Source organism: Kitasatospora dryopteridis (assembly GCF_050749075.1).
Lineage (GTDB): Bacteria > Actinomycetota > Actinomycetes > Streptomycetales > Streptomycetaceae > Kitasatospora.
Map to the genome: position 1 here is coordinate 6,762,136 of NZ_CP192749.1, position 24,792 is coordinate 6,786,927.

At 73.8% G+C, this 24,792-nt stretch carries 23 protein-coding genes; 21 read left to right on the forward strand and 2 right to left on the reverse strand.

Features of this window, described 5'->3' with window-relative positions; all coding sequences use genetic code 11:
- The first annotated feature begins 1 nt into the window (after position 1).
- The 12 genes from carB to ACQ614_RS30620 all read left to right on the forward strand — a co-directional run bounded on the left by carB (position 2) and on the right by ACQ614_RS30620 (position 14,588).
- Positions 2-3,310, forward strand: coding sequence for a carbamoyl-phosphate synthase large subunit (carB, locus tag ACQ614_RS30565; protein ID WP_431682135.1), 3,309 nt, complete (start codon positions 2-4; stop codon positions 3,308-3,310).
- A 71-nt stretch (positions 3,311-3,381) separates the two neighbouring features.
- Positions 3,382-4,479: a quinone-dependent dihydroorotate dehydrogenase gene (locus tag ACQ614_RS30570; RefSeq protein ID WP_431682138.1), complete on the forward strand. Its 1,098-nt coding sequence runs from the start codon at positions 3,382-3,384 to the stop codon at positions 4,477-4,479.
- Between the two features lie 104 nt (positions 4,480-4,583).
- Positions 4,584-5,375, forward strand: a complete 792-nt coding sequence (locus ACQ614_RS30575) for a dihydroorotate dehydrogenase electron transfer subunit (protein WP_431682140.1) — start codon at positions 4,584-4,586, stop codon at positions 5,373-5,375.
- Positions 5,375-6,322 carry a dihydroorotate dehydrogenase gene (locus ACQ614_RS30580; RefSeq protein WP_431682141.1) on the forward strand — a complete coding sequence of 316 codons (948 nt, stop codon included), beginning with the start codon at positions 5,375-5,377 and terminating at the stop codon, positions 6,320-6,322. Before ACQ614_RS30575 ends, ACQ614_RS30580 begins: the two co-directional genes overlap by 1 nt.
- A 60-nt stretch (positions 6,323-6,382) precedes the next feature.
- Entirely contained in the window at positions 6,383-7,222 is an 840-nt protein-coding gene (pyrF, locus tag ACQ614_RS30585; protein ID WP_431682144.1) for an orotidine-5'-phosphate decarboxylase, read from the forward strand.
- A gap of 233 nt (positions 7,223-7,455) precedes the next feature.
- A complete protein-coding gene (gene mihF, locus ACQ614_RS30590; RefSeq protein WP_363492583.1) occupies positions 7,456-7,782 on the forward strand; it encodes an integration host factor, actinobacterial type in 327 nt (108 codons plus the stop codon).
- A 49-nt stretch (positions 7,783-7,831) separates the two neighbouring features.
- The gene (gene gmk, locus ACQ614_RS30595) at positions 7,832-8,389 is read left to right on the forward strand and encodes a guanylate kinase (protein WP_431682147.1); all 558 of its coding nucleotides are present in this window, start codon (positions 7,832-7,834) and stop codon (positions 8,387-8,389) included.
- Positions 8,390-8,459: 70 nt separating this feature from the next.
- Positions 8,460-8,726, forward strand: coding sequence for a DNA-directed RNA polymerase subunit omega (rpoZ, locus tag ACQ614_RS30600; RefSeq protein ID WP_030056185.1), 267 nt, complete (start codon positions 8,460-8,462; stop codon positions 8,724-8,726).
- Between the two features lie 141 nt (positions 8,727-8,867).
- Complete coding sequence (gene coaBC / locus ACQ614_RS30605) at positions 8,868-10,070, forward strand: bifunctional phosphopantothenoylcysteine decarboxylase/phosphopantothenate--cysteine ligase CoaBC (RefSeq protein ID WP_431682150.1); 1,203 nt, start codon at positions 8,868-8,870, stop codon at positions 10,068-10,070.
- 147 nt (positions 10,071-10,217) lie between these two features.
- A complete protein-coding gene (gene metK / locus ACQ614_RS30610) occupies positions 10,218-11,426 on the forward strand; it encodes a methionine adenosyltransferase (protein ID WP_431682153.1) in 1,209 nt (402 codons plus the stop codon).
- Between the two features lie 174 nt (positions 11,427-11,600).
- The gene (locus ACQ614_RS30615) at positions 11,601-13,667 is read left to right on the forward strand and encodes a primosomal protein N' (RefSeq protein WP_431682156.1); all 2,067 of its coding nucleotides are present in this window, start codon (positions 11,601-11,603) and stop codon (positions 13,665-13,667) included.
- A gap of 69 nt (positions 13,668-13,736) precedes the next feature.
- A complete protein-coding gene (locus ACQ614_RS30620; protein ID WP_431682158.1) occupies positions 13,737-14,588 on the forward strand; it encodes a hypothetical protein in 852 nt (283 codons plus the stop codon).
- Positions 14,589-14,652: 64 nt separating this feature from the next.
- Here the strand turns inward: ACQ614_RS30620 and ACQ614_RS30625 are convergent, their stop codons facing one another.
- Positions 14,653-15,180 (reverse strand): hypothetical protein, encoded by a 528-nt coding sequence (locus tag ACQ614_RS30625; RefSeq protein ID WP_431682162.1) that lies wholly within the window; start codon positions 15,178-15,180, stop codon positions 14,653-14,655.
- Between the two features lie 248 nt (positions 15,181-15,428).
- On the opposite strand from ACQ614_RS30625, the gene def reads away from it, so the two are divergent.
- The 8 genes from def (at position 15,429) to ACQ614_RS30665 (ending at position 22,973) form a co-directional block, all read left to right on the forward strand.
- Positions 15,429-15,974 carry a peptide deformylase gene (def, locus tag ACQ614_RS30630; RefSeq protein ID WP_431682164.1) on the forward strand — a complete coding sequence of 182 codons (546 nt, stop codon included), beginning with the start codon at positions 15,429-15,431 and terminating at the stop codon, positions 15,972-15,974.
- Positions 15,975-16,027: 53 nt separating this feature from the next.
- A complete protein-coding gene (gene fmt / locus ACQ614_RS30635; RefSeq protein WP_431682165.1) occupies positions 16,028-16,963 on the forward strand; it encodes a methionyl-tRNA formyltransferase in 936 nt (311 codons plus the stop codon).
- A 73-nt stretch (positions 16,964-17,036) separates the two neighbouring features.
- A complete protein-coding gene (locus ACQ614_RS30640) occupies positions 17,037-18,467 on the forward strand; it encodes an RsmB/NOP family class I SAM-dependent RNA methyltransferase (RefSeq protein ID WP_431682166.1) in 1,431 nt (476 codons plus the stop codon).
- A 129-nt stretch (positions 18,468-18,596) separates the two neighbouring features.
- Positions 18,597-19,568 (forward strand): aldo/keto reductase, encoded by a 972-nt coding sequence (locus ACQ614_RS30645; RefSeq protein ID WP_431682168.1) that lies wholly within the window; start codon positions 18,597-18,599, stop codon positions 19,566-19,568.
- A 59-nt stretch (positions 19,569-19,627) separates the two neighbouring features.
- Positions 19,628-20,125: a hypothetical protein gene (locus ACQ614_RS30650; protein WP_431682169.1), complete on the forward strand. Its 498-nt coding sequence runs from the start codon at positions 19,628-19,630 to the stop codon at positions 20,123-20,125.
- Positions 20,126-20,252: 127 nt separating this feature from the next.
- On the forward strand, positions 20,253-21,173 hold the full coding sequence (locus tag ACQ614_RS30655; RefSeq protein ID WP_431682170.1) for an AurF N-oxygenase family protein: 921 nt from the start codon (positions 20,253-20,255) through the stop codon (positions 21,171-21,173).
- A 201-nt stretch (positions 21,174-21,374) separates the two neighbouring features.
- A complete protein-coding gene (locus tag ACQ614_RS30660) occupies positions 21,375-22,022 on the forward strand; it encodes a C39 family peptidase (protein WP_431682171.1) in 648 nt (215 codons plus the stop codon).
- Between the two features lie 126 nt (positions 22,023-22,148).
- Entirely contained in the window at positions 22,149-22,973 is an 825-nt protein-coding gene (locus ACQ614_RS30665; protein ID WP_363492621.1) for an ABC transporter ATP-binding protein, read from the forward strand.
- Positions 22,974-22,980: 7 nt separating this feature from the next.
- On the opposite strand, the gene ACQ614_RS30670 is transcribed toward ACQ614_RS30665, so the two are convergent.
- Complete coding sequence (locus ACQ614_RS30670; RefSeq protein ID WP_431682172.1) at positions 22,981-23,835, reverse strand: SCO6745 family protein; 855 nt, start codon at positions 23,833-23,835, stop codon at positions 22,981-22,983.
- A 213-nt stretch (positions 23,836-24,048) separates the two neighbouring features.
- On the opposite strand from ACQ614_RS30670, the gene rpe reads away from it, so the two are divergent.
- Entirely contained in the window at positions 24,049-24,732 is a 684-nt protein-coding gene (gene rpe, locus ACQ614_RS30675; RefSeq protein ID WP_431682173.1) for a ribulose-phosphate 3-epimerase, read from the forward strand.
- Positions 24,733-24,792 lie beyond the last annotated feature (60 nt).

Below are 24,792 nucleotides of genomic sequence, written 5' to 3' on the forward strand. Positions count from 1 at the left end.
CGTGCCGAAGCGCACCGACATCAAGTCCGTCCTGGTGATCGGCTCCGGCCCGATCGTCATCGGCCAGGCGGCGGAGTTCGACTACTCCGGCACCCAGGCCTGCCGCGTCCTCAAGTCCGAGGGCCTGCGCGTCGTGCTGGTCAACTCCAACCCGGCCACGATCATGACCGACCCGGAGATCGCCGACGCCACCTACGTCGAGCCGATCACCCCCGAGTTCGTCGAGAAGATCATCGCCAAGGAGCGCCCCGACGCGCTGCTGCCGACCCTGGGCGGCCAGACCGCGCTCAACACCGCGATCTCCCTGCACAAGGCCGGCACCCTCGAGAAGTACGGCGTCGAGCTGATCGGCGCCGACGTCGAGGCGATCAACAAGGGCGAGGACCGCGACCTCTTCAAGGGCGTCGTCGAGGCCGTCAACGCCAAGATCGGCCACGGCGAGTCCGCCCGCTCGGTGATCTGCCACTCGATGGACGACGTCCTCCGCGGCGTCGAGACCCTCGGCGGCTACCCCGTCGTCGTCCGCCCCTCCTTCACCATGGGCGGCGCCGGCTCCGGTTTCGCCCACGACGAGGAGGACCTGCGCCGCATCGCCGGCCAGGGCCTGGCCCTCTCGCCGACCACCGAGGTGCTCCTGGAGGAGTCCATCCTCGGCTGGAAGGAGTACGAGCTGGAGCTGATGCGCGACAAGCACGACAACGTCGTGGTCGTCTGCTCCATCGAGAACTTCGACCCCATGGGCGTCCACACCGGCGACTCCATCACCGTCGCCCCGGCGATGACCCTCACCGACCGCGAGTACCAGATCCTCCGCGACATCGGCATCGCCGTCATCCGCGAGGTCGGCGTCGACACCGGCGGCTGCAACATCCAGTTCGCCGTCAACCCCGAGGACGGCCGGGTCATCGTCATCGAGATGAACCCGCGCGTCTCCCGCTCCTCGGCGCTCGCCTCCAAGGCCACCGGCTTCCCGATCGCCAAGATCGCCGCCAAGCTGGCCGTCGGCTACACCCTGGACGAGATCCCCAACGACATCACCGAGCAGACCCCGGCCTCCTTCGAGCCGACCCTCGACTACGTCGTCGTCAAGGTCCCGCGCTTCGCCTTCGAGAAGTTCCCCTCCGCGGACGCCACCCTCACCACCACCATGAAGTCGGTCGGCGAGGCCATGGCCATGGGCCGCAACTTCCCCGAGGCGCTCAACAAGGCGCTCCGCTCGCTGGAGAAGAAGGGCAGCCAGTTCTCCTGGACGGGCCCCGTCGGCGACAAGGCGGAGCTGCTCGCCAAGGCGGTCGTCCCGACCGACGGCCGGATCAACACCGTCATGGAGGCGATCCGGGCCGGCGCCACCCCCGAGGAGGTGTTCGAGGCCACCAAGATCGACCCGTGGTTCGTCGACCAGCTCTTCCTGCTCGACGAGATCGCCGGCGAGCTCGCCGAGGCCGAGAAGCTCACCCCCGAGCTGCTCCGCCACGCCAAGCGCCACGGCTTCTCCGACCAGCAGATCGGCGAGATCCGCGGCCTGCGCCCGGACGTCGTCCGCGAGGTCCGGCACGCCCTCGGCATCCGTCCGGTCTTCAAGACCGTCGACACCTGCGCCGCCGAGTTCGCCGCCAGGACCCCGTACTTCTACTCGTCCTACGACGAGGAGACCGAGGTCGCCCCGCGCACCAAGCCCGCGGTGATCATCCTCGGCTCCGGCCCCAACCGCATCGGCCAGGGCATCGAGTTCGACTACTCCTGCGTGCACGCCTCCTTCGCGCTCGCCGAGGCCGGGTACGAGACCGTGATGGTCAACTGCAACCCGGAGACCGTCTCCACCGACTACGACACCTCCGACCGGCTCTACTTCGAGCCGCTCACCCTGGAGGACGTCCTGGAGATCGTCCACGCCGAGCAGCAGGCCGGCCCGCTCGCCGGCGTCATCGTCCAGCTCGGCGGCCAGACCCCGCTCGGCCTCGCCCAGGCGCTCAAGGACAACGGCGTGCCGATCGTCGGCACCCAGCCCGAGGCGATCGACCTCGCCGAGGAGCGCGGCGCCTTCGGCCGCGTCCTGCGCGACGCCGGCCTGCCCGCCCCCAAGCACGGCACCGCCTTCTCCTTCGACGAGGCCAAGGCCATCGCCGACGAGATCGGCTACCCCGTGCTGGCCCGCCCGAGCTACGTGCTCGGCGGCCGCGGCATGGAGATCGTCTACGACGAGGCCTCGCTCGCCTCCTACCTGGAGCGCCACGCCGGCCTGATCTCCGAGCACCCGGTGCTCATCGACCGCTTCCTCGACGACGCGGTGGAGATCGACGTCGACGCCCTCTACGACGGCACCGAGCTCTACCTCGGCGGCGTCATGGAGCACATCGAGGAGGCCGGCATCCACTCCGGCGACTCCGCCTGCGCGCTGCCCCCGATCACCCTCGGCGGCTACGACATCAAGCGGCTGCGCACCTCCACCGAGGCGATCGCCCGCGGCGTCGGCGTCCGCGGCCTGATCAACATCCAGTTCGCGCTGGCCGGCGACATCCTCTACGTGCTGGAGGCCAACCCGCGCGCCTCCCGCACCGTGCCGTTCACCTCCAAGGCGACGGCCGTCCCGCTGGCCAAGGCCGCCGCCCGGATCTCGCTCGGCGCCACCATCGCCGAACTCCGCCAGGAGGGCCTGCTCCCGGCCGAGGGCGACGGCGGCACCCTGCCCGCCGACTGCCCGATCTCCGTCAAGGAGGCCGTGCTGCCCTGGTCGCGCTTCCGTGACGTGGCCGGCCGCGGCGTCGACACCGTGCTCGGCCCGGAGATGCGCTCCACCGGCGAGGTCATGGGCATCGACCGGGTCTTCGGCACCGCCTACGCCAAGTCCCAGGCCGGCGCCTACGGCGCCCTGCCCACCAAGGGCAAGGTTTTCGTCTCGGTCGCCAACCGGGACAAGCGCAACCTGGTCTTCCCGGCCCGCGCGCTCGCCGAGCTCGGCTTCGAACTGCTCGCCACCACCGGCACCGCCGAGGTGCTGCAGCGCGGCGGCATCCCCGCCACCGTGGTGCGCAAGCACAGCGAGGGCGAGGGCCCGGGCGGCGAGAAGACCATCGTCCAGCTGATCCACGAGGGCGCGGTCGACCTGATCATCAACACCCCGTACGGCACCGGCGGCCGCCTCGACGGCTACGAGATCCGCACCGCCGCCGTCTCCCGCGGCGTGCCCTGCCTGACCACCGTCCAGGCGATGGGCGCGGCCGTGCAGGGCATCGACGCCCTGCTGCGCGGCGACGTCGGCGTGATGTCGCTCCAGGAGCACGCGGCCCTGATCAACGCCGGCCGCAAGTAGTCCGACCACCGTGGGGGGCACCGGAGACCTTGGTGCCCCCCACAGCCCTGCTCACGCTCAGGAAGGGCGCTGTGTACAAGCTCCTGTTCGACCTGGTCTTCAAGAAGATGGACCCGGAGAAGGCCCACCACCTCGCCTTCTTCTGGATCCGGCTGGCCGCCTCCGTCCCCGGCCTGCGGCAGCTCGTCAGGCTGGTGCTCGCCCCGCGCGACCGCGCACTGCGGACCACCGCGCTCGGCCTGGACCTGCCCGGCCCGTTCGGCCTCGGCGCCGGCTTCGACAAGGACGGCATCGGCATCGACGGCCTGTCCATGCTCGGCTTCGACTTCGTCGAGATCGGCACCGTCACCGGCGAGCCGCAGCCCGGCAACCCCGCCCCGCGGCTCTTCCGGCTGATCGAGGACCGTGCCCTGATCAACCGGATGGGCTTCAACAACCAGGGCTCGGCCCGGGTCGCCGCCCGCCTGGCCGGCCGCGTCCGCACCAGCTACACGCCGGTCGTCGGCGTCAACATCGGCAAGACCAAGGTCGTCGAGGAGGCCGACGCCACCGAGGACTACCTGAAGTCCACCCGGCGCCTCGCCCCACACGCCGACTACCTGGTCGTCAACGTCTCCTCGCCGAACACCCCGGGCCTGCGGAACCTGCAGGCCGTGCAGATCCTCGGCCCGCTGCTGTGGGACGTCCGCAAGGCGGCCGACGAGGTCACCACCCACCACGTCCCGCTGCTGGTGAAGATCGCCCCCGACCTCGCCGACGAGGACATCGACGAGATCGCCGACATGGCGCTCACCCTCGGCCTGGACGGCATCATCGCCACCAACACCACCATCGGCCGCGGGGGCCTGGCCACCGACGCCTCCCGCATCGAGGAGATCGGCATGGGCGGCCTCTCCGGCGCCCCGCTCAAGGCCCGCTCGCTGGAGGTGCTGCAGCGGCTCCGCGCCCGCACCGAGGGCCGGCTGGCGATCGTCTCGGTCGGCGGCATCGAGACCGCCGAGGACGCCTGGCAGCGGATCCTCCACGGCGCCGACCTGGTGCAGGGTTACAGCGCCTTCATCTACGAGGGCCCCTTCTGGATGCGGCGCGTCCACAAGGGCCTCTCCGCCCGCCTGCGCGCCAGCGGCCACCGGACGATCGCCGACGCGGTCGGCACCGCCAAGGCGTAGACCCGCGCGAGGCGGGAGGATCGTGCCGTGACCTGCGGGCATACCGGCCCGTTGCACGTGTGGACGCAGGTCGACCGCAATCGTTCGATCGAGAGGTAGCAGCGATGGCCCATCCGGTGCGGTGCCGGGCGGAGGTGGTCGGGTGTGCCGCCGAGGGCGCGTACCAGCGTCTGGTGCTGCGGGCGCCCGAGGCCGCGTCCCGGGTGCGGCCGGGCCATTTCGCCTCACTGGCGGGCGAGCACCCGGTGGTCCGGGACGCCGTCCCGATCGCCCGGGCCGACGCCGCGACCGGCACCCTGGAACTGGTGGTCGCCGACGGCCCCCGCACCGGCACCGTCGACCTGATCGCCCCGCTGGGCACGCCCTTCCCGCTCACCGACGAGCCGGTACGGGCGCTGCTGGTCGGCCACGGCGGCCACGGCGCCCCGCTCCCCGCCCTCGGCGAGCAGCTGAAGGCCCGCGGCGGCCAGCTCGGCTTCCTGCTGGGCGCCCCGACCGCCGCCGCGCTGCACGGCGTGGAGCAGGCCGGGGCGCTGACCCAGGACGTCCTGGTGGTCACCGAGGACGGCTCGGCCGGCCTCACCGGCCTGGTCTTCGAACCGCTGGCGCAGGCCGCCCGGGCCATCGACGCCTCGGTGGTCTTCGCCGCGGGCCCGCCCGACGTGCTGGCGCCGACCGCCACGGTCGCGGCCGACCTGGGAATCCGGTGCTGGGCGCTGCTCGCCACCGACCTGCCCTGCGGCACCGGCCTCTGTGCCGCCTGCGTCGTCCCGGTGATCGGCGCGGACGGGGTCAGCCGCTTCGCCCGGGCCTGCACCGAGGGCCCGGTCTTCGACGGCACCCGGGTCCGCTGGGCGGACATCGGCACGGTGCCGGCCGACCTGGAGGGGGCGTGATGGAGCCGCAGGACGTCGACCTCCGCGCGCCTTTCGGCCCGCTGGCCCTGCCCAACCCGCTGCTGACGGCGGCGGGCTGCGCGGGGCGCGAGCTCGCCAAGTTCGTCCCGCTGGACGCGCTGGGCGCCGTGACCACCCGCACGGTCATGCCGCGGCCCAGGGCCGGCCACCCGACGCCGCGGGCCGCCGCCACGCCCGCCGGCCTGCTCACCGCCCTCGGCCTGCCGGGCCCGGGGATCGACGCCTTCGTCGAGCGGGAGCTGCCCTGGCTCGCCGAGCGCGGCGCCCGGGTGGTGGTGTCGATCGCGGGGGAGCGGATCGAGGAGTTCGCGGCCCTCGCCGGCCGGCTCGGCGGCCTGCCCGGCGTGGTCGGCCTGGAACTGAACATCGGCGGCCCCAGCCACGCCGACCTCGGCCTGGTCTTCGCCGCCAACCCGGCGATCTCCTACGACCTGGTCCGCGCGGTGCGCCGGGCGGCCCCCGCCGAACTGCCGGTCTACGCCAAGCTCGCCCCGGACGTGCTGTCGATCACCGACATCGCCGCCGCCTGCGTCCGGGCCGGCGCGGACGGCCTCTCGATGATCAACACGGTGCCGGGGCTGGAGATCGACCCGGACACCCTGCGCCCGGCGCTCGCCGCGGGCCCGGGCGGGCTCTCCGGGCCCGCCGTCCGGCCGGTGGCGCTGCGCTGCGTGCACCTGGTCCACTCGGCGATGCTCGCCGGCCGGCTGCCCACCGTGCCGATCCTCGGCATGGGCGGCATCACCGGCGGCCTGGACGCGCTGGCCTTCGCGGCGGCCGGTGCGAGCGCCGTCGCGATCGGCTCCGCGCTCCTGCACGACCCCACCGCACCGCTGCGCATCCTGGACGAGCTGCGCAGCGCGCTCGCCGCCCGCGGCCTGGCCGCGTTCACCGACGCCGTCGGCCTGGCCCACCGCCGGGACTGACCCGCCGCCCCCGTACGACCACAGCTCTGCTCTGCCCGCCCCGACGACCGGAGGACACCCATGACCACCCTCGCCCCGTTCGGCGCCCGCCTGCGCCAGGCCCTCGACACCCGGGGGCAGCTGTGCGTCGGCATCGACCCGCACGCCTCCCTGCTCTCCGCCTGGGGTCTCGGCGACGACATCGCCGGCCTGGAGTCCTTCTCGCGCACCGTGGTGGAGGCGCTGGCCGACCGGGTCGCCGTGCTCAAGCCGCAGGCCGCCTTCTTCGAGCGCTTCGGCTCCAAGGGCATCGCGGTGCTGGAGCGCTGCGTCGCCGACGCCCGCGCGGCCGGTGCGCTGGTCGTGATGGACGCCAAGCGCGGCGACATCGGCTCGACCATGGCCGCGTACGCGGAGACCTTCCTCTCCCCGGGCAGCCCGCTGTTCTCCGACGCGCTGACCGTCAGCCCGTACCTCGGCTTCGGTTCGCTGCAGCCCGCCGTGGACCTGGCCCGGGCGAACGGCTGCGGCCTGTTCGCGCTCGCGCTCACCTCGAACCCGGAGGGGGCCGAGGTGCAGCGGGCCGTCGCCGCGGACGGCGAGAGCGTGGCCCAGGGCATCCTGCGCCGGCTCGCGGCGGAGAACGCCGGCGCCGAGCCGCTCGGGTCCTTCGGCGCGGTGGTCGGCGCGACCCTCGCCGAGGCGGGCGTGGACCTCGCGATCAACGGCCCGCTGCTGGCCCCCGGCGTGGGTGCGCAGGGTGCCACCGCGGCCGACCTGCCGAGGGTCTTCGGGGCCTCGGTGAAGAACGTCCTGCCCAGCGTCAGCCGCGACATCCTGAAGCACGGACCGTCGGTCGACGGTCTGCGCGAGGCGGCGGAACGATTCGTCAAGGATGTGAGCGGCGTCACAAACGGCTGAGAAACCTCCCCGGAGGGGGGTGGATTTGACCCGAAAAGTCCTGTGTCTGCCCCGGCTGACCAGGACTTTTCGTGTTCTTTTCCTGACGTGGCGGCCTAAGTTGGGTAGTGTCCGGCGGTAGGTCACCGGAAGGCGGCGGATTTCCGACGCTGCGCAGGTCAGAGCCTGCTCTCCGGAGGCCGGGCACCACCAGTCATAGCTCATCCCTTCCATTCACACCTGAGGTGAACGGCGTGGCTCTTCCGCCCCTTACCCCCGAACAGCGCGCCGCTGCGCTCGCCAAGGCCGCCGAAGCTCGGCGGAAGCGCGCCGACGTGAAGAACAAGCTCAAGCACTCCGGTGCGTCGCTGCACGACGTGATCAAGGCCGGCAAGGCCGATGACGAGGTCATCGGCAAGATGAAGGTCTCCGCCCTGCTGGAGAGCCTCCCGGGCGTCGGCAAGGTGCGCGCCAAGCAGATCATGGAGCGCCTCGGCATCTCCGAGAGCCGCCGCGTGCGTGGTCTCGGTACCAACCAGATCGCCTCCCTGGAGCGGGAGTTCGGCGGCGCGGCCTCCTGACTCCGGCCCCCTGGTCCCCGGACGGTCCGCGATCCGGGATAATCGGTGCATGAGTGAGCGTCCGCGGCTGACCGTGCTCTCCGGCCCCTCCGGGGTCGGCAAGAGCACGGTCGTCGCTCATATGAGGAAGATGCACCCCGAGGTCTGGCTCTCGGTGTCGGCGACGACCCGCCACCCGAGGCCGGGCGAGCGGGACGGGGTCCAGTACCACTTCGTCGACAACGACCAGTTCGAGAAGCTGATCGCCAACGGCGAGCTGCTGGAGTGGGCCGTCTTCGCCGGCAACCGCTACGGCACCCCCCGGCAGGCGGTCCAGGACCGGCTCGACCGTGGCGAGCCCGTCCTGCTGGAGATCGACCTGCAGGGGGCCCGCCAGGTCCGCGAGTCGATGCCCGAGGCCCAGCTGGTCTTCCTGGCGCCGCCGAGCTGGGAGGAGCTGGTCCGCCGGCTGACCGGGCGGGGCACCGAGCCGCAGCACGTGATCGACCAGCGGCTGGACGCCGCCAGGGTCGAGCTGGCCGCGGAGTCGGAGTTCGACACGACCCTTGTCAACACCTCCGTCGAGCAGGTAGCGGCCGAACTGCTAGCCTTGCTCGGTGTAGCCTGACCGGATCGGCTCGTCGAGTCGGTCGTCAGGCAGTGTGTGATCAACCAATCCACTTTCGGAAGGTTTTCGCGTGTCCTCTTCGATGACCGCGCCCGAGGGCATCATCAACCCGCCGATCGACGAGCTGCTCGAGGCGACCGACTCCAAGTACAGCCTCGTGATCTACGCGGCCAAGCGTGCCCGCCAGATCAACGCGTACTACTCGCAGCTGGGCGAGGGCCTGCTCGAGTACGTCGGCCCGCTGGTCGACACCCACGTGCACGAGAAGCCGCTGTCGATCGCGCTGCGCGAGATCAACGCCGGCATGCTCACCGCCGAGGCGGTCGAGGCTGCCTGAGCCTCCCCTTGCACAAGGGCCCGCCGGACGTGTTCCGGCGGGCCCTTCGCTGTGCCCGGGGTCATGCTGCACGCGCCGTCTGATGCGCCGTAGGGTGAGGTCGAGCCCACCCGGGCGGCCCCCGAAGGAGACACAGCCACCATGAACGCACCGCGCGTCGTCCTCGGCGTCAGCGGCGGCATCGCCGCGTACAAGGCCTGCGAGCTGCTGCGACGGTTCACCGAGTCCGGCCACCAGGTCACCGTGGTGCCGACCGAGGCCGCCCTGCACTTCGTCGGCGAGGCGACCTGGGCAGCGCTCTCCGGCCGCCCGGCCGCCACCGAGACCTGGGAGAGCGTCCACGAGGTGCCGCACGTGCGGATCGGCCAGAACGCCGACCTGGTCGTCGTCGCCCCGGCCACCGCCGACCTGCTCGCCAAGGCCGCCCACGGCCTGGCCGACGACCTCCTCACCAACACCCTGCTCACCGCCCGCTGTCCGGTGGTGCTCGCGCCCGCGATGCACACCGAGATGTGGGAGCACCCGGCCACCCAGGAGAACGTCGCCACCCTGCGCCGCCGCGGCACCGTGGTGCTGGAGCCCGCGGTCGGCCGCCTCACCGGCAAGGACACCGGCAAGGGCCGGCTGCCCGACCCGGCCGAGATCTTCGAGGCCTGCCGCCGGGTGCTCTCCCGCGGTGCCGCCGAGCAGGACCTGGCCGGCCGGCACGTGGTGGTCTCCGCGGGCGGCACCCGCGAGCCGCTCGACCCGGTGCGCTTCCTCGGCAACCGCTCCTCCGGCAAGCAGGGCTACGCGCTGGCCGCGACCGCCGCCGCCCGCGGCGCCCGGGTCACCCTGCTCTCCGCCAACGTCGAGCTCCCCGACCCCGCGGGCGTGGACGTGGTGCGGGTCTCCACCGCGCTGCAGCTGCGGGAGGCCGCGCACAAGGCCGTGCCGGACGCGGACGCGGTGGTGATGGCCGCCGCGGTCGCCGACTTCCGGCCCGCCGAGTACGCCGCCGGGAAGATCAAGAAGGTGGACGGGGTCGACCCCGCCCCGGTCGTCCTGGTGCGCAACCCCGACATCCTCGCCGAGCTGTCCGCCGAGCGGGCCCGCCCCGACCAGCTGGTGGTCGGCTTCGCCGCCGAGACCGACGACGTGCTCGCCAACGGCCGCGCCAAGCTCGCCCGCAAGGGCTGCGACCTGTTGGTGGTGAACGAGGTCGGCGACGGCAAGGCGTTCGGCCAGGACACCAACGCCGCCACCATCCTGGCCGCCGACGGCGGCGAGACCCCGGTGCCGCACGGCCCCAAGGAGGCCCTCGCCGACGCCGTCTGGGACGCCGTGGCCGCCCGTCTCGGCTGACCAGCCCGGGTGACGGTCACACGACTGCCACAGTGGGGGAGTGCCCGATGTCGGTGGTCCCCCGTTACACTCCAGGAATCAAGTCTTTCCGGATGCCCCGAGGACCGGGGCATTCAGTCAGCAGCCGCTGCAACCCCAGGGAGCGCTGTGTCTCGCCGCCTGTTCACCTCGGAATCCGTCACCGAGGGACACCCCGACAAGATCGCTGACCAGATCAGCGACACCATCCTGGACGCCCTCCTCAAGGAGGACCCCTCCTCGCGCGTCGCCGTGGAGACCCTGATCACCACCGGCCTGGTGCACATCGCCGGTGAGGTCACCACCAAGGCCTACGTGCCGATCGCGCAGCTCGTCCGGGACAAGATCCTCGAGATCGGCTACGACAGCTCGAAGAAGGGCTTCGACGGCGCCTCCTGCGGCGTGTCGGTCTCCATCGGGTCGCAGTCCCCGGACATCGCCCAGGGTGTCGACACCGCGCACGAGCACCGGGTCGAGGGCGAGGACGACGAGCTCGACAAGCAGGGCGCCGGCGACCAGGGCCTGATGTTCGGCTACGCGTGCGACGACACGCCGGAGCTGATGCCGCTGCCGATCACCCTCGCGCACCGCCTCTCGCGCCGCCTGTCCGAGGTCCGCAAGAACGGGACCATCCCGTACCTGCGCCCCGACGGCAAGACCCAGGTCACCATCGAGTACGACGGCGACAAGGCCGTCCGCCTCGACACCGTCGTCGTCTCCTCGCAGCACGCGAGCGACATCGACCTGGAGTCGCTGCTCACCCCGGACATCCGCGAGTTCGTCGTGGAGCCGGAGCTGAAGGCGCTCGCCGACGAGGGCATCAAGCTGGTCACCGAGGGCTACCGCCTGCTGGTCAACCCGACCGGCCGCTTCGAGATCGGCGGCCCGATGGGCGACGCCGGCCTCACCGGCCGCAAGATCATCATCGACACCTACGGCGGCTACGCCCGCCACGGCGGCGGCGCCTTCTCCGGCAAGGACCCGTCCAAGGTCGACCGCTCCGCCGCGTACGCGATGCGCTGGGTGGCGAAGAACATCGTCGCCGCGGGCCTCGCCCGCCGCGCCGAGGTGCAGGTCGCGTACGCGATCGGCAAGGCCGAGCCGGTCGGCCTGTTCGTCGAGACCTTCGGCACCGAGACCGTTCCGGTCCTGGACATCCAGAAGGCCGTCACCGACGTGTTCGACCTCCGCCCGGCCGCGATCATCCGCGACCTGGACCTGCTCCGGCCGATCTACGCCCAGACCGCCGCGTACGGCCACTTCGGCCGTGAGCTGCCGGACTTCACCTGGGAGCGCACCGACCGCGTCGAGCAGCTGAAGAAGGCCGTCAGCGCCTGACCCAGCCGTCGCCGGAGGCGGCAGCCACCCACTCGGGGGCTGCCGCCTCCGGCGTTCCCGCACCCGGCTTTCCGCACCCGGCCGGACGGCGGCCTCCGCGGCCGGTCCGCGCGGCGGGCGGACCTGTCGGCGCGGTCGGCTATGTTGGCGGCGGACGGGTAGTGCGGAGGGTGGATGAGCGGCCAAGACGGCGCCGGCGAGCAGCTGGCGTTCATCCGGGAGACGGTGCGCAAGGCCAGGCCGCGGGCCGCCCGGGGCGTCGAGCTCGCCGCCGAGCTCCCGGTGGCGCGGGTGCTGGTGGACAAGGGCGTGCTCAGCCTCGACCAGTACTTCGACTACGCGGTGCCCGCAGCGATGGCCGAGGACGCCCGGCCCGGGGTGCGGGTCCGCGTGCGGTTCGGCGGCCGGGTCGCCGCCTCCGGCCGCCGCGAGGGCGGCGCCCTGCACGACGGCTTCGTCGTGGAACGCCGCGCCACCTCCGACTACGCCGGCCCGCTGGCGCCGCTGGCCAGGGTGCTCTCCCCGGAGCAGGTGCTCACCCCGGCCCTGCTGCGGCTGTGCCGCGCCGTCGCCGACCGCTACGCCGGCAGCCTCGCCGACGTCCTCCAACTCGCCGTGCCGCCGCGGCACGCCGGTGCCGAGGCCGAGCCCTCCCCGCGCCCGCTGCCGCCGCCCGCCGCACCGGAGCCGGGCAGCTGGACCCACTACCCGCAGGGCCCGTCCTTCCTCGACTCACTGGCCGCCGGCCACGCCCCGCGCGCCGTGTGGACGGCACTGCCCGGCCCCGGCTGGCCCGCCGAGATCGCCCGGGCCGTGGCCGCCGCCCTGGCCTCCGGCCGCGGTGCACTGGTCGTCCTGCCGGACGGCCGGGCCGTCGCCCGGGTCGACGAGGCACTGACCGACCTGCTCGGCACGGGCCGGCACACGGTGCTGGCCGCGGAGGCCGGCCCGCAGGAGCGGTACCGGAGCTGGCTCGCGGTGAGCCGCGGCTCCGTGCGCGCCGTGGTCGGCACCCGGGCGGCCGTGTTCGCACCGGTGCGCGACCTCGGGCTGATCGCCGTCTGGTCCGACGGCGACAGCAGCCACAGCGACCCGAACGCCCCGTACCTGCACGTCCGGGAGGTGGCGCTGCTGCGGGCCGCGGAGGAGGGCACCGGCGTGCTGCTCGGCGGGCTCTCCACGACGGTCGAGGCGGCCCGGCTGCTGCAGACCGGCTGGGCGCGGCCACTGGCCGCCGAACGCGAGACCGTCCGCGCACTGGCCCCGCGGGTGCGCACGGTGACCGACCAGGACCAGGCCAGGGACGCCGCGGCGCAGGCCGCCCGGCTGCCCACGGTGGCCTGGGAGGTGGCACGCGAGGCGCTGGCCCGCGGCCCGGTGCTGATCCAGGTGCCGCGGCGCGGATACGTACCGAGCCTGGCCTGCGGACGCTGCCGGACACCGGCCCGCTGCCGGCCCTGCGGCGGCCCGCTGCAGTCGGCCGGGGCCGAGGCGCCGCTCACCTGCGTCTGGTGCGGCACGGCCGAGCCGGACTGGCACTGCGCCGAGTGCGGCTCGTTCCGGCTGCGCGCCCAGGTGGTCGGCGCCCGGCGGACGGCCGAGGAACTCGGCAAGGCCTTCCCCCGGGTGCCAGTACGGACCTCCGGGCGGGAGTCGGTGCTGGCCGCCGTCCCGGGCGCACCCGCACTGGTGATCTCCACCCCGGGGGCCGAACCGGTCGCCGAGGGCGGGTACGCGGCCGCCCTGCTGCTGGACGGCTGGGCGCTGCTCACCCGCCCCGACCTGCGGGCCGGCGAGGAGGCGCTGCGCCGCTGGCTGACCGCCGCCGCCCTGGTGCGGCCCGCCGCCGAGGGCGGCACGGTCGTGGTGGTCGCCGAGCCGGCCGCCCGCCCGGTGCAGGCCCTGGTCCGCTGGGACCCGGCCGGCCATGCCGCCACCGAGCTGGAGGAACGGGAGCTGCTGCACTTCCCGCCGGTCTCCCGGATGGCCTCGGTCACCGGGTCGCCCCGGGCGGTGGCGGACCTGCTCGGCCTGCTCAGGCTGCCCGAGGGCGCCGACGTCCTGGGCCCGGTGCCGGTGCCGGGGGGCAGGGCGGAGGAGGTCGAGCGGGTGCTGCTGCGGGTCGCGCCGGGGCAGGGCGCTGCGCTGGCCTCGGCCCTGAAAGCGGCGCAGATCGCCCGGCTGGCACTGCGCGGCGCCGATCCGGTGCGGATTCGCGTCGACCCGCCCGACATCGGTTGATCCAAAACGGTGATCAAGCCGTGACCGGCGGGTTGTCGGCACAAACCCGCTGATCACTAGGGTTGCTCCGTGTCGAGAAGAAACAGTGATCAGGGCCCGGAGCGGCCGTCCGACGACCCGTTCGACGTGGTGCTCGACGAGGACTTCGTCCGGGCCGCGACCGTCAAGGAGGGCCCGGTGCCGGGCCCTCCGGTGCCGGACCGGCCCAAGCGGGCGTGGCCGCGCAACGTCGCCTTCGCCGCGGCGGCCGCGGCGTTCACGTTCGCGGCGTTCACGTTCCTCGGGCAGCCGGCCGACGAGGACACCCCGGCGGCCCCGCCGACCGCTTCCGCGTCGCCGACGGCCCCCGCGTCGCCGACCGTTTCCGGCTCGCCGAGCACCGGCGGCTCGGCCGCGCCGCTCTCCGACCGCCCGATGGTGCCGCTGACCGAGGCCTTCCCCGCCCAGGTGAAGGGAGCGGGCGGCGCGGTGTTCACCAAGGTGGGCGCCGTCGTGCTGAAGAGCTGCACCGAGCCGGACTCGGTCGGCCCGCTGCTGGCGACCATGATCGAGGAGAGCAGGGGCTGCGTCGGTGAGCAGGTCGCGCTCTACAAGGACGCGCAGAACAACCAGTTCAACCTGGCGGTCTTCACCATGAAGGACCCGGCCGACACCGTGAAGCTGGTCACCAGGCTGACGATGGCCTTCGACTCCTACCAGGTCGGCGCGCAGGCGCCGCCGCCCGGCTCCGGCCTGCCCACCCTGCCCCCGGACAGCGGCATGGTGCAGTCGTTCACCGGACAGGGACGGGCGATGGTCGTCGGGCTCGGACAGTGGTCCGACGGCCGGGTCGCCGAGTACCAGAAGCTGGTCGACCGGCTCGAGCCGCTGCTCAAGGGCGTCTCGGAGAAGGTCGCGGCCTACGAGGAGGCAGGGCGCTGACACCCGCCCCGCGCCCGCGGTCTGCATGCGCCCACGGGCGGGACGGCAGACCGCGGCCGCCGGGTCAGCGGGCGATGCGGGCGCCGTGCGGGACGCCCAGCCCGCCCTGCCGGGCCTGCGGCACCGCCCCGGAGAGGTCGCCGGCCGCCGGGGCCTCGGCCCGCTCGTGGACCGGCTCGGCGGACCGCTCCTCGCGCGGCACCGAGACCGCCGGCACCGAGACCGCCGCCAGCAGCTCGTTGGCGGGCCGGCGCATCCCGTACCGGCGGTGCACCGCCTGCTTGGTCACCCCGAGCGCGGAGCCCACCGAGTCCCAGGAGAAGCCGAGCGCCCGGTCGAACTCGACCGCCGCCGCCACCAGCGTCTCCACGCTCTCCCGCAGCTCCTGCGCCAGCCGGACGGTCGGCGCGGGAGCCCGCCCGTACACGACGAAACCCGCCGAGGTGCTGGGCCGGCGCGGCCGGTAGACGTTCCCCAGCTGGGCGGTCAGGGTGCGCAGGGCGTCCACCTGGCGCCGGACCCGCTCGATGTCCCGCACCAGCAGGTGCAGGCTCGCCCGCGCCCTTGCATCGTGGTTGATCTGCTCGGCCATGGCCTCGGCGCCACCTCTCCGTACCGTCGGCTGGGACCGTGACGCCGCTGCGTCCCGGTCAATTCCACTTGACCAACGCCCGACCCCTGGCCCGGGTAACGCGCCCGTCCGAGAAGGTCGGTGGGAATTCCGCGACCACCGCCCACCGGCCCCGACCTCGCCGAACCCGGCCCCGGCGGGCCGCGCCCATTGCATAGACTCTCCGGGTACGTTCTCCGCCGCCGACGCCCCGAGGAGCCCCCGCAGCCATGGCGATCCAGCCGATCAGGATCTTCGGCGACCCGGTGCTCCGCGCCACGGCCAAGCCGGTGACCACCTTCGACAAGGAGCTGCGGCGCCTGGTCAAGGACCTCACCGACACCATGCTCGACGCCCCCGGCGCCGGCCTCGCCGCACCCCAACTCGGCATATCGCTGCGGGTGTTCACCTACAACGTGGACGGCGTCGTCGGCCACCTGATCAACCCCGACCTGTCGCTCACCGAGGAGGAGCAGGACGGCCCCGAGGGCTGCCTCTCGCTGCCGGGCCTGCGCTTCGACACCAAGCGGGCCTACGGCGTCGTCGCCAGGGGCTTCAACATGCACGGCGACCCGGTGACGATCGAGGGCACCGAGCTGCTCGCCCGCTGCATCCAGCACGAGACCGACCACCTCGACGGCATCATCTTCGTCGACCGCCTCGACCGCGAGGCGCGCAAGGCCGCGCTCAAGGCCATCCGCGAGGCCGACTGGGGCGAGGGGCCGGCCCCGACCGTCCGGCTGTCCCCGCACTCCACCTTCGGCTCCGCCCGCTGACCCTCCTCCGCCGCCCCCGCCGGGCCCGAGGAACCGCTCCGAGAAAGGCACCCATGCGCCTCGTCTTCGCCGGCACCCCCGAGGTCGCCGTCCCCGCCCTGGACGCCCTGCTGGCCTCCGACCGGCACGAGGTGGTCGCCGTGGTGACCCGCCCCGACGCGGTCTCCGGCCGCGGCCGCCGCACGGTCGCCAGCCCGGTCGCCCAGCGCGCCGAGGAGGCCGGCATCGAGGTGCTCAAGCCCGCGAAGCCGAGCGACCCGGACTTCCTCGCCCGCCTCGCCGAACTCGCCCCCGACTGCTGCCCGGTGGTCGCCTACGGCGCCCTGCTGCGCCCCGCAGCCCTGGAGATCCCCCGGCACGGCTGGGTCAACCTGCACTTCTCGCTGCTGCCCGCCTGGCGCGGCGCCGCCCCGGTGCAGCACGCGGTGATGGCCGGCGACGAGGTCACCGGCGCCTCCACCTTCCTCATCGAGGAGGGCCTGGACTCCGGCCCGGTGTACGGCGTCGTCACCGAGGAGATCCGCCCCGCCGACACCAGCGGCGACCTGCTGACCCGCCTCTCGCACTCCGGCGCCCGCCTGCTCGCCGCCACCATGGACGGCATCGAGGACGGCAACCTGCACGCCGTCCCGCAGCCCGCCGACGGCGTCACCGTCGCTCCCAAGATCAACGTCGAGGACGCCCTGATCGACTGGCACCACCCGGCTCTGCGGGTCGACCGCCTCGTCCGCGGCTGCGCCCCCGCCCCCGGTGCCTGGACGGTCTTCCGCGGCGAGCGGCTCAAGCTCGCCGGCCCGGTCACCCTGGTCACCGGCTCCTCCGAGCTGGCCCCCGGCGAGCTCGCCGTGACCAAGCACAGCGTCCGCGTCGGCACCGGCAGCCACGAGATCGAACTCGGCGACGTCCAGCCGCAGGGCAAGAAGCAGATGCGGGCGGCAGACTGGGCCCGAGGGGTCCGGATCGAGTCCGGCGAGCGGCTCGGCGCCTGACCCCGCCGCAAACCCGCCGCCCCTGCGGCAACAACCCGAACCACCCTTCCTCCGCAGCACATTCGAGGCACCTGTGACCACGCCCAGCGCCAAGCGCGCACCCCGCCCGCACCGCCGCCCCAAGAAGGACCCGGCCCGGATCGTCGCCTTCCGCGCCCTGCGCGCCGTCGACGAGCGCGACGCCTACGCCAACCTCGTCCTGCCCTCGCTGCTCCGCGAGGCCGAGCAGAAGGGCATGGACCGCCGCGACGCGGCCCTCGCCACCGAACTCGTCTACGGCACGCTGCGCCTCCAGGGCACCTACGACGCGATCATCGCCGCCTGCATCGACCGCCCGCTGCGCGAGGTCGACCCGCCCGTCCTGGACGTGCTCTCGCTCGGCGCCCACCAGCTGCTCGCCACCCGCATCCCGACCCACGCCGCGGTCTCCGCCACCGTCGAACTCGCCCGCGCGGTGCTCGGCGACGGGCGGGCCAAGTTCGTCAACGCGGTGCTCCGCCGGATCAGCGCCCAGGACCTCGACGCCTGGATCGAGCAGGTCGCGCCCCCGTACGACGAGGACGCCGAGGACCACCTCGCCGTCGTCCACTCCCACCCCCGCTGGGTGGTCTCCTCGCTCTGGGACGCCCTCGGCCGCTGGCAGCCCGGCGCCTCCGGCCGCACCGCCATCGAGGAACTCCTGCGCGCCGACAACGACCGCCCCGAGGTCACCCTCGTCGCCCGGCCCGGCCGCGTCACCGTCGCCGAACTCCGCGAGGCCCTCCCCGAGGCCGGGGACGGCCGCTGGTCCCCGTACGCGCTGCGGCTCGCCGAGGGCGGCGACCCCGCCGGGCTGGCCGCCGTCCGCGAGAACCGGGCCGGCGTCCAGGACGAGGGCAGCCAGCTCGTCGCCCTCGCCCTAGCCGCCGCCCCGCTGGACGGCCCGGACCGCCTCTGGCTGGACGGCTGCGCCGGCCCCGGCGGCAAGGCCGCCCTGCTCGGCGCACTCGCCGCCGAGCGCGGCGCCGCCCTGGTCGCCTCCGAGAAGCAGCCGCACCGCGCCCGCCTGGTCGCCCGCGCCCTCGCCGGCAACCCCGGTCCGTACACCGTGATCGCCGCCGACGGCACCCGGCCCGCCTGGGCGCCCGGCACCTTCGACCGCGTCCTGGTCGACGTGCCCTGCTCCGGCCTCGGCGCACTGCGCCGCCGCCCGGAGGCCCGCTGGCGCCGCCGCCCCGACGACATCGCCGGCTTCGGCCCGCTCCAGCGCGACCTGCTGCGCGGGGCGATCCGCGCCACTCGCATCGGCGGCGTGGTCGGCTACGCCACCTGCTCGCCGCACCTGGCCGAGACCCGCGCGGTCGTCGACGACGTGCTGCGCGGCGAGAGCGGCCTGGAGTGGATCGACGCCCGCCCGCTGCTGCCCGGTGTCCCCGCCCTCGGCGACGGCCCGGACGTCCAGCTCTGGCCCCACCTGCACGGCACCGACGCGATGTACCTCGCACTGCTGCGCCGGACGGCCTGACGCCCGCGCCCCCGGCGGCGCCGCCCCGCTGACGGCCAGTCGGGCCGGGTGCGGCGCCGCCGGCGGGATTGATCCACGGCGCGAACGAAATCCTGGACAGCGGAGGCCGGGTGGCAGAGGGTGGGACCCATGGAGTTCACCCACCTCGGCCGCACCGGCCTCACCGTCTCCCGGCTCTGCCTCGGCACCATGAACTTCGGTCCGCACACCGAGGAGGCCGACGCCCACCGGATCATGGACACCGCCCACGAGCTGGGCATCAACTTCTTCGACACCGCCAACGTCTACGGCTGGGGCGAGAACAAGGGCCGCACCGAGGAGATCATCGGCAACTGGTTCGCCCTGGGCGGCGGCCGCCGCGAGAAGACCGTCATCGCCACCAAGCTGTACGGCGACATGGGGGAGTGGCCCAACGAGGGAAGGCTCTCCGCACTGCACATCCGCCGCGCGGTCGACGCCAGCCTCAGGCGCCTGCAGACCGACCACATCGACCTCTACCAGATGCACCACATCGACCGGGCGACTCCCTGGGAGGAGATCTGGCAGGCGATGGAGGTGCTGACCGCCCAGGGCAAGATCGTCTACGTGGGGTCGAGCAACTTCGCCGGCTGGCACATCGCGCAGGCCCAGGAGGCCGCCAGGGCGCGCAACTTCCTCGGCCTGACCAGCGAGCAGTCGCTCTACAACCTGCTGGAGCGCAGCGTCGAGCTCGAGGTGCTGCCCGCCGCCCGGCACTACGGTCTCGGCCTCATCCCCTGGTCGCCGCTGCACGGCGGCCTGCTCGGCGGCGTCCTGCGCAAGGAGCGCGAGGGCGTGCGGCGTGCCTCCGGCCGGGCCGCCGAGACCCTGGAGAAGCACCGCGAGCAGATCCAGGCGTACGAGGACCTCGCCGCCGAACTCGGCCACGAGCCCGGCGACATCGCCCTGGCCTGGCTGCTCTCCCGCGAGGGCGTCACCGCCCCGATCGTCGGCCCGCGCACCCTGGACCAGCTGCACGCGGCCGGTCGCGCGCTGGAGCTGACGCTGGACCAGAAGACGCTGGAGCGCCTGGACGAGATCTTCCCGGGCCACCGCACCGCCCCCGAGGACTACGCCTGGTAGAACAGGTGACCTGCCCGGGCGCAACCCGCGCCCGGGCGGGTACTCGGGGAGGGGGCGGCATGCAGGAGCAGAAGAGCGTGGTGCCGAGGTCGTTGTGGGTGCCGGTCGGCGTGTTCGCCGCGTTCTGGGCGGTGGTCGTCGGCGGCTGCACACTGGTCGTCGAGCGGGACGAGGCGCGCGCCGAGGAGCGCTACACCTCGACCGACTGGTTCGACCGGAGCTTCCCGCGGCTCGCCCCGGCGGTCTCCGGCACATGGCGGTCCACCGACGGCCCGCGCGACCTGCTGCCCTCGCCGGACCCGGGGCTGGCCGGCTTCTTCCGGCTGCAGCCGGGCCGGGTCGCCGAACTGACGGCAGGCCGGGAGTGCACGCCGGTGGGGGCCCCGGACCTGGACAGCGACTGGTTGCAGGGCCTGGCCGACGCCGCACCCGAGGGCGCATCCTGGGTCGGCTGCCCGTCCCTCGACAGCGAACTGTCCACGCCCGCACCGGCCCAGGCGTCCTTCCTGCTCGACCGGGCGTCCGACACCGTCTACGTCCTCGGCATCGACCTCTAGGACGCACGGGCGATCAATTCGGGGGCGTGTGGGGCGACCCCTTTCGCCGTGCGAGTTATTGACGGTCAATCTAATACGGTCTACGGTCTCGGCAGACCCCACCCGAGCGACCGAGGAGCCGACCCCCATGGCCACCACCGCGCGCAAGGACACCACCACCGTCCTGGAGGAGCGCGACCGGCAGCGCCGGCGCACCGCGGAGCGCCTCCTCGCCTCCTCCGCCAAGCTCTCCTTCGACCCGCTCAAGGACGTCGACTGGGCGAGCGAGCCCGTCCCCGGCGCCTACTACATCACCCCGCACCGGATCTCCCTCTACGGCACCGAGCTCTGGGAGCGCCTCAGCGAGGAGCAGCGGATCGAGCTCAGCAAGCACGAGGTGGCCTGCGTCGCCAGCGTCGGCATCTGGTTCGAGGAGATCCTCATGCAGATGCTGCTCCGGCACGCCTTCGACCGGGACCCGACCACCGCGCACGTCCAGTACGCCCTCACCGAGATCGCCGACGAGTGCCGGCACTCCGTGATGTTCGCCCGCATGATCGCGTGGATGGGTGCGCCCGCGTACGGCCCCGGCCGCCTCGCCCACGAGCTCGGCCGGGTCTTCAAGGCGATCTCCACGCACAGCCAGACCTTCGGCGGCACCATGTACGTCGAGGAGATCCTGGACGCCTTCCAGCGCGAGATGATGGCCGACGAGTCGCTCCAGCCGCTGTCCCGCCAGGTCGCCCGCATCCACGTCATCGAGGAGTCCCGCCACATCACCTATGCGCGCGAGGAGTTGGTGCGCCAGGACCTCGGGCCGGTCCGCCGCAGGGTGGAGCAGCTGCTGATGGGCATCGTCATCCACGTCGCCACCACCCACCTCATCAACCCGCGGGTGTACGCGGCCGTCGGCATCGACCCCAAGGAGGGCCGCCGGGCGGCCCGCCGCAACCCGCACTGGCGGGCCGCCAAGACCGAGATGGCCGCCAAGGTGGTCGGCGTCCTCGACCGCGCCGGCCTGGTCGGCCGCACCAACCGCTGGCTGCTGCGCGGCGCGGGCATCGTCTGAGGGGCCGGGGGTCCGCAACTCCGCGTGCGACACGGGCCGCCTGCGGACGGCTCCGTCACCGTGGAGCGCGACCCGGGAAACGAGCCGGCCGGGGCAGGGTGCGCCGGAGCGCGGAAGGCCGCAGGCGCACCATGGGGGTCTGCCTGCGCGCATGCGCGTCCGGGCCCGCACCCGAGGCGGCCGCTGCCCGGGTGCGCCAGAATGATCATTGTGCAGCCGATCAGCCACCCGGTTCCCTACTACGCGCAGTGGGAATCCCCCGAGCTCGTCCCGGACATCCTCGACGGCACCCTCCTCGCGGAGGACGACCCGCGCTGGGAGGAGTCCGGCGCGCCCGACCCGGCCGAGTACGCCTACTGGTCCTGGCGCGCCTGCGGCATGGCCTGCCTGCGGATGGCCCTCGACCACTGGTGGGGCGTGGCCCCGCCGATCGTCCGGCTCGCCGAGGAGAGCCGGGAGGCCGGCGCGTACGTCCGGCACCCCGACGGGCGGCTCGACGGGCTCATCCACGGCCCCTTCGCCACCTACGTCCGCGAGCGCTGGGGCCTGTACGCGGACGCCCGGGCACCGCTCCCCGCCGAGGAGCTGCGCAGCCACCTCGCCGGCGGACGGCTCCCGGTGATCTCCGTCCACCCCTCGATCCGCACCCTCGAACCCGCGCCGCCCCGCACCGGCGGGCACCTGGTGCTCGCCGTCGGCGCCGACGACGAGGCCCTGTTCATCCACAACCCCTCCGGCTTCCCCGGCGAGTCGCAGCAGCACGCCCGGGTGCCGTGGGGCGACCTCGAACGCTTCTACGCCGGCCGCGGCATCCTGCTCGGCCCGCCCACCCCGCGCCGCACCGAGTAGCCGTACCGCACACCGGCGCGGGTCGTCCGTACCGTGAGCATCCCGGCCGCCGCGGCCGGCGCACTGCTAGCGTGGCCGCGCCGCGGGACGGCCGGCGCCCGCGCCGCGAACACCCGGGAGACTGCCGTGACCAGTGCCGAACCACTGACCGACGCACCCCTGCTGCGCACCCGGTCCGTGGACGTGGTGCGCGACGGGCGCCACCTGCTCCGGGACGTCTCCCTCACCGTCGAGGCCGGCCAGCACTGGGCACTGCTCGGCGCCAACGGCGCCGGGAAGTCCACCCTGCTCGCCCTGCTCGGCGCGGTCTCCCACCCCACCCACGGCGAGGTCCACGTCCTCGGCCGAAGGCTCGGCCGGGTCGACATCCGCGCCCTGCGCACCCACCTCGGGCACGTCAACCCCCGCCACCCGCTGCGCTCACCGCTCCCCGTCCGCACCGTGGTGCTGACCGGCCTCACCAACAGCATCGAACCCGAACCCCGCCGGCACCCCACCGCGGACCAGGTCGCACACGCCGACCACCTGCTGGACACCATGGGCATGGCCGAACGCGCCGACGACCCGTGGACCACCCTCTCCCAGGGCGAGCGCGGCCGAGTCCTCATCGCCCGGGCACTCATGCCGCAGCCCCGCCTGCTGCTGCTCGACGAGCCCGCCACCGGCCTCGACCTCACCGCCCGCGAACTCCTGCTCGGCAGCCTCGACCTGCTGCGCCGCCGCCACCCGCAGCTCGCCACCGTGCTGGTCACCCATCACCTGGAGGAGCTGCCGGAGACCACCACCCACGCCCTGCTGCTCCGCGAGGGCGCCTGCGTGGCGGCCGGCCCGGTCGACGAGGTCATCACCACCGAACTGATCAGCGCCTGCTTCGGACACCCCATCAGCATTGCCCGCCACGACGGCCGGTGGACGGCCCGTGCAGCCCGGACCGCACCCGCCGCCCTCTGAACCGCGCTCAGCTCGCCGTGGGCAGGCCGATCGGGTTGAACTGCGGCAGCTCGGCCCGGCAGGCGGTGGAGACCGGACGCAACGCGGTCGCCAGTTCGTCGAGTTCGGTGCGGTGGAAGCCGTCCCACACCCGGGCGGCGGCCAGGTCGGTCACCGCCTCCAGCGCCCGGTGCCGCGAGCGGCCCTCGGCGGTGATCGCACCGCCGTACTGCAGCCAGCCGCGCTCGACCAGGCGGTCCGTGGCGGCCTGCCACTGCTCGTCCGTCCAGCCGCGGTGCGGCTGCAGCACCTCGCGGCGGGTGTCCAGGGCACAGCGCAGGACGAGCGCCTCGCAGCCGTCCAGGCCCTCGGAGACCAGGGCGGCGACATGGCCGTCCCCGCGGTGCTCGCGCAGCACCGTCGTCGCCTGCCAGAGCCGGCCGTACCCGCCCTCCGGGCGGGGCAGCACCGCATTGGCGGCGGCCAGCACGCGGCCGGAACAGTCCAGGCCGTCGACGGCGCGCTCCAGCAGCTCCACCGAGCGGTCGACCAGATCGGGCTTCACCGCCTCCAGGACGCGCTCCAGCGCGGCGGTCGCACCCGCGAGACGGGCCTCCAGGGCGGCGTCCGGGGAGGCGCGGTGCCAGATGTCCGGCAGCGCGCGCTCGACCATCGCCGGGGCGAAGTTGAAGAACGCCGCGACCACCGGGGCCGGGTCCACCGGGCCGAGCGGCGCCGAACGGCCGCCGAAGTACCCGCGCCAGTAGCCGCGCAGGCCGACCGCCTCGTAGGCGGCCCGGCCCTCGGGCGAGAAGTAGGTGAGTGCGTGCACGGGCTCGAAGAGCCACCACAGGGCACGGGCGGGATGGACGTGTTCAGCCACTGACGGACAGCCTCTCTGGAGCCGGCGGGCTCCCGGTGCGTGCCGAGGCGCACACTGCTGCCGCGCCCCCTTGCGAGTCCTGCATCGAGCCGGTCCTGCTGTGATGCGGGTCACCCGACACCCTGGCGTTCCCCTCCGGCCGCCGCTTCACGGGATGATGGGAGGAGGTGGCCGCAGACGACCGCCCGCACCGAGCTGTGAAGGTACCCGGATATGGCGCAGATCAACCCCAGCATCCTCTCCGCCGACTTCGCCCGCCTGGCGGACGAGGCCGAGGCCGTCCGCGGCGCGGACTGGCTCCACGTGGACGTGATGGACAACCACTTCGTCCCCAACCTCACGCTGGGCGTGCCGATCGTCGAGTCCCTCGCCAGGGCCACCGACACCCCGCTCGACTGCCACCTGATGATCGAGCAGCCCGACCGCTGGGCCCCGCAGTACGTCGAGGCCGGCGCCGGCTCCGTCACCTTCCACGTGGAGGCCGCCACCGCACCCGTCCGGCTGGCCCGCGAGATCCGCGCCAAGGGCGCCCGCGCCGCCATGGCGCTGCGCCCCGCGACCCCGATCGAGCCCTACGAGGACCTGCTGCCCGAGCTCGACATGGTCCTCATCATGACCGTGGAGCCCGGCTTCGGAGGCCAGGCCTTCCTGGACATCATGCTGCCCAAGATCCGCCGCACCCGGGAGCTGATCTCCAAGCACGGCCTCGACCTGTGGCTGCAGGTCGACGGCGGCGTCGCCGCGTCCACCATCGAGCGCTGCGCCGAGGCCGGTGCCGACGTCTTCGTGGCCGGCTCCGCCGTCTACAACGCGGACGACCCGGCGGAGGCCGTCCGCGCCCTCCGCGCCCAGGCCGAGGCAGCCACCGCCACCGCCCCATGGGCCTGCCGCCACTAGCGCCGCGTCAGGCAACCCGTAGGGGCGCTGGGGGGCACCTCGGCGCCCCTGTGGTTGCAC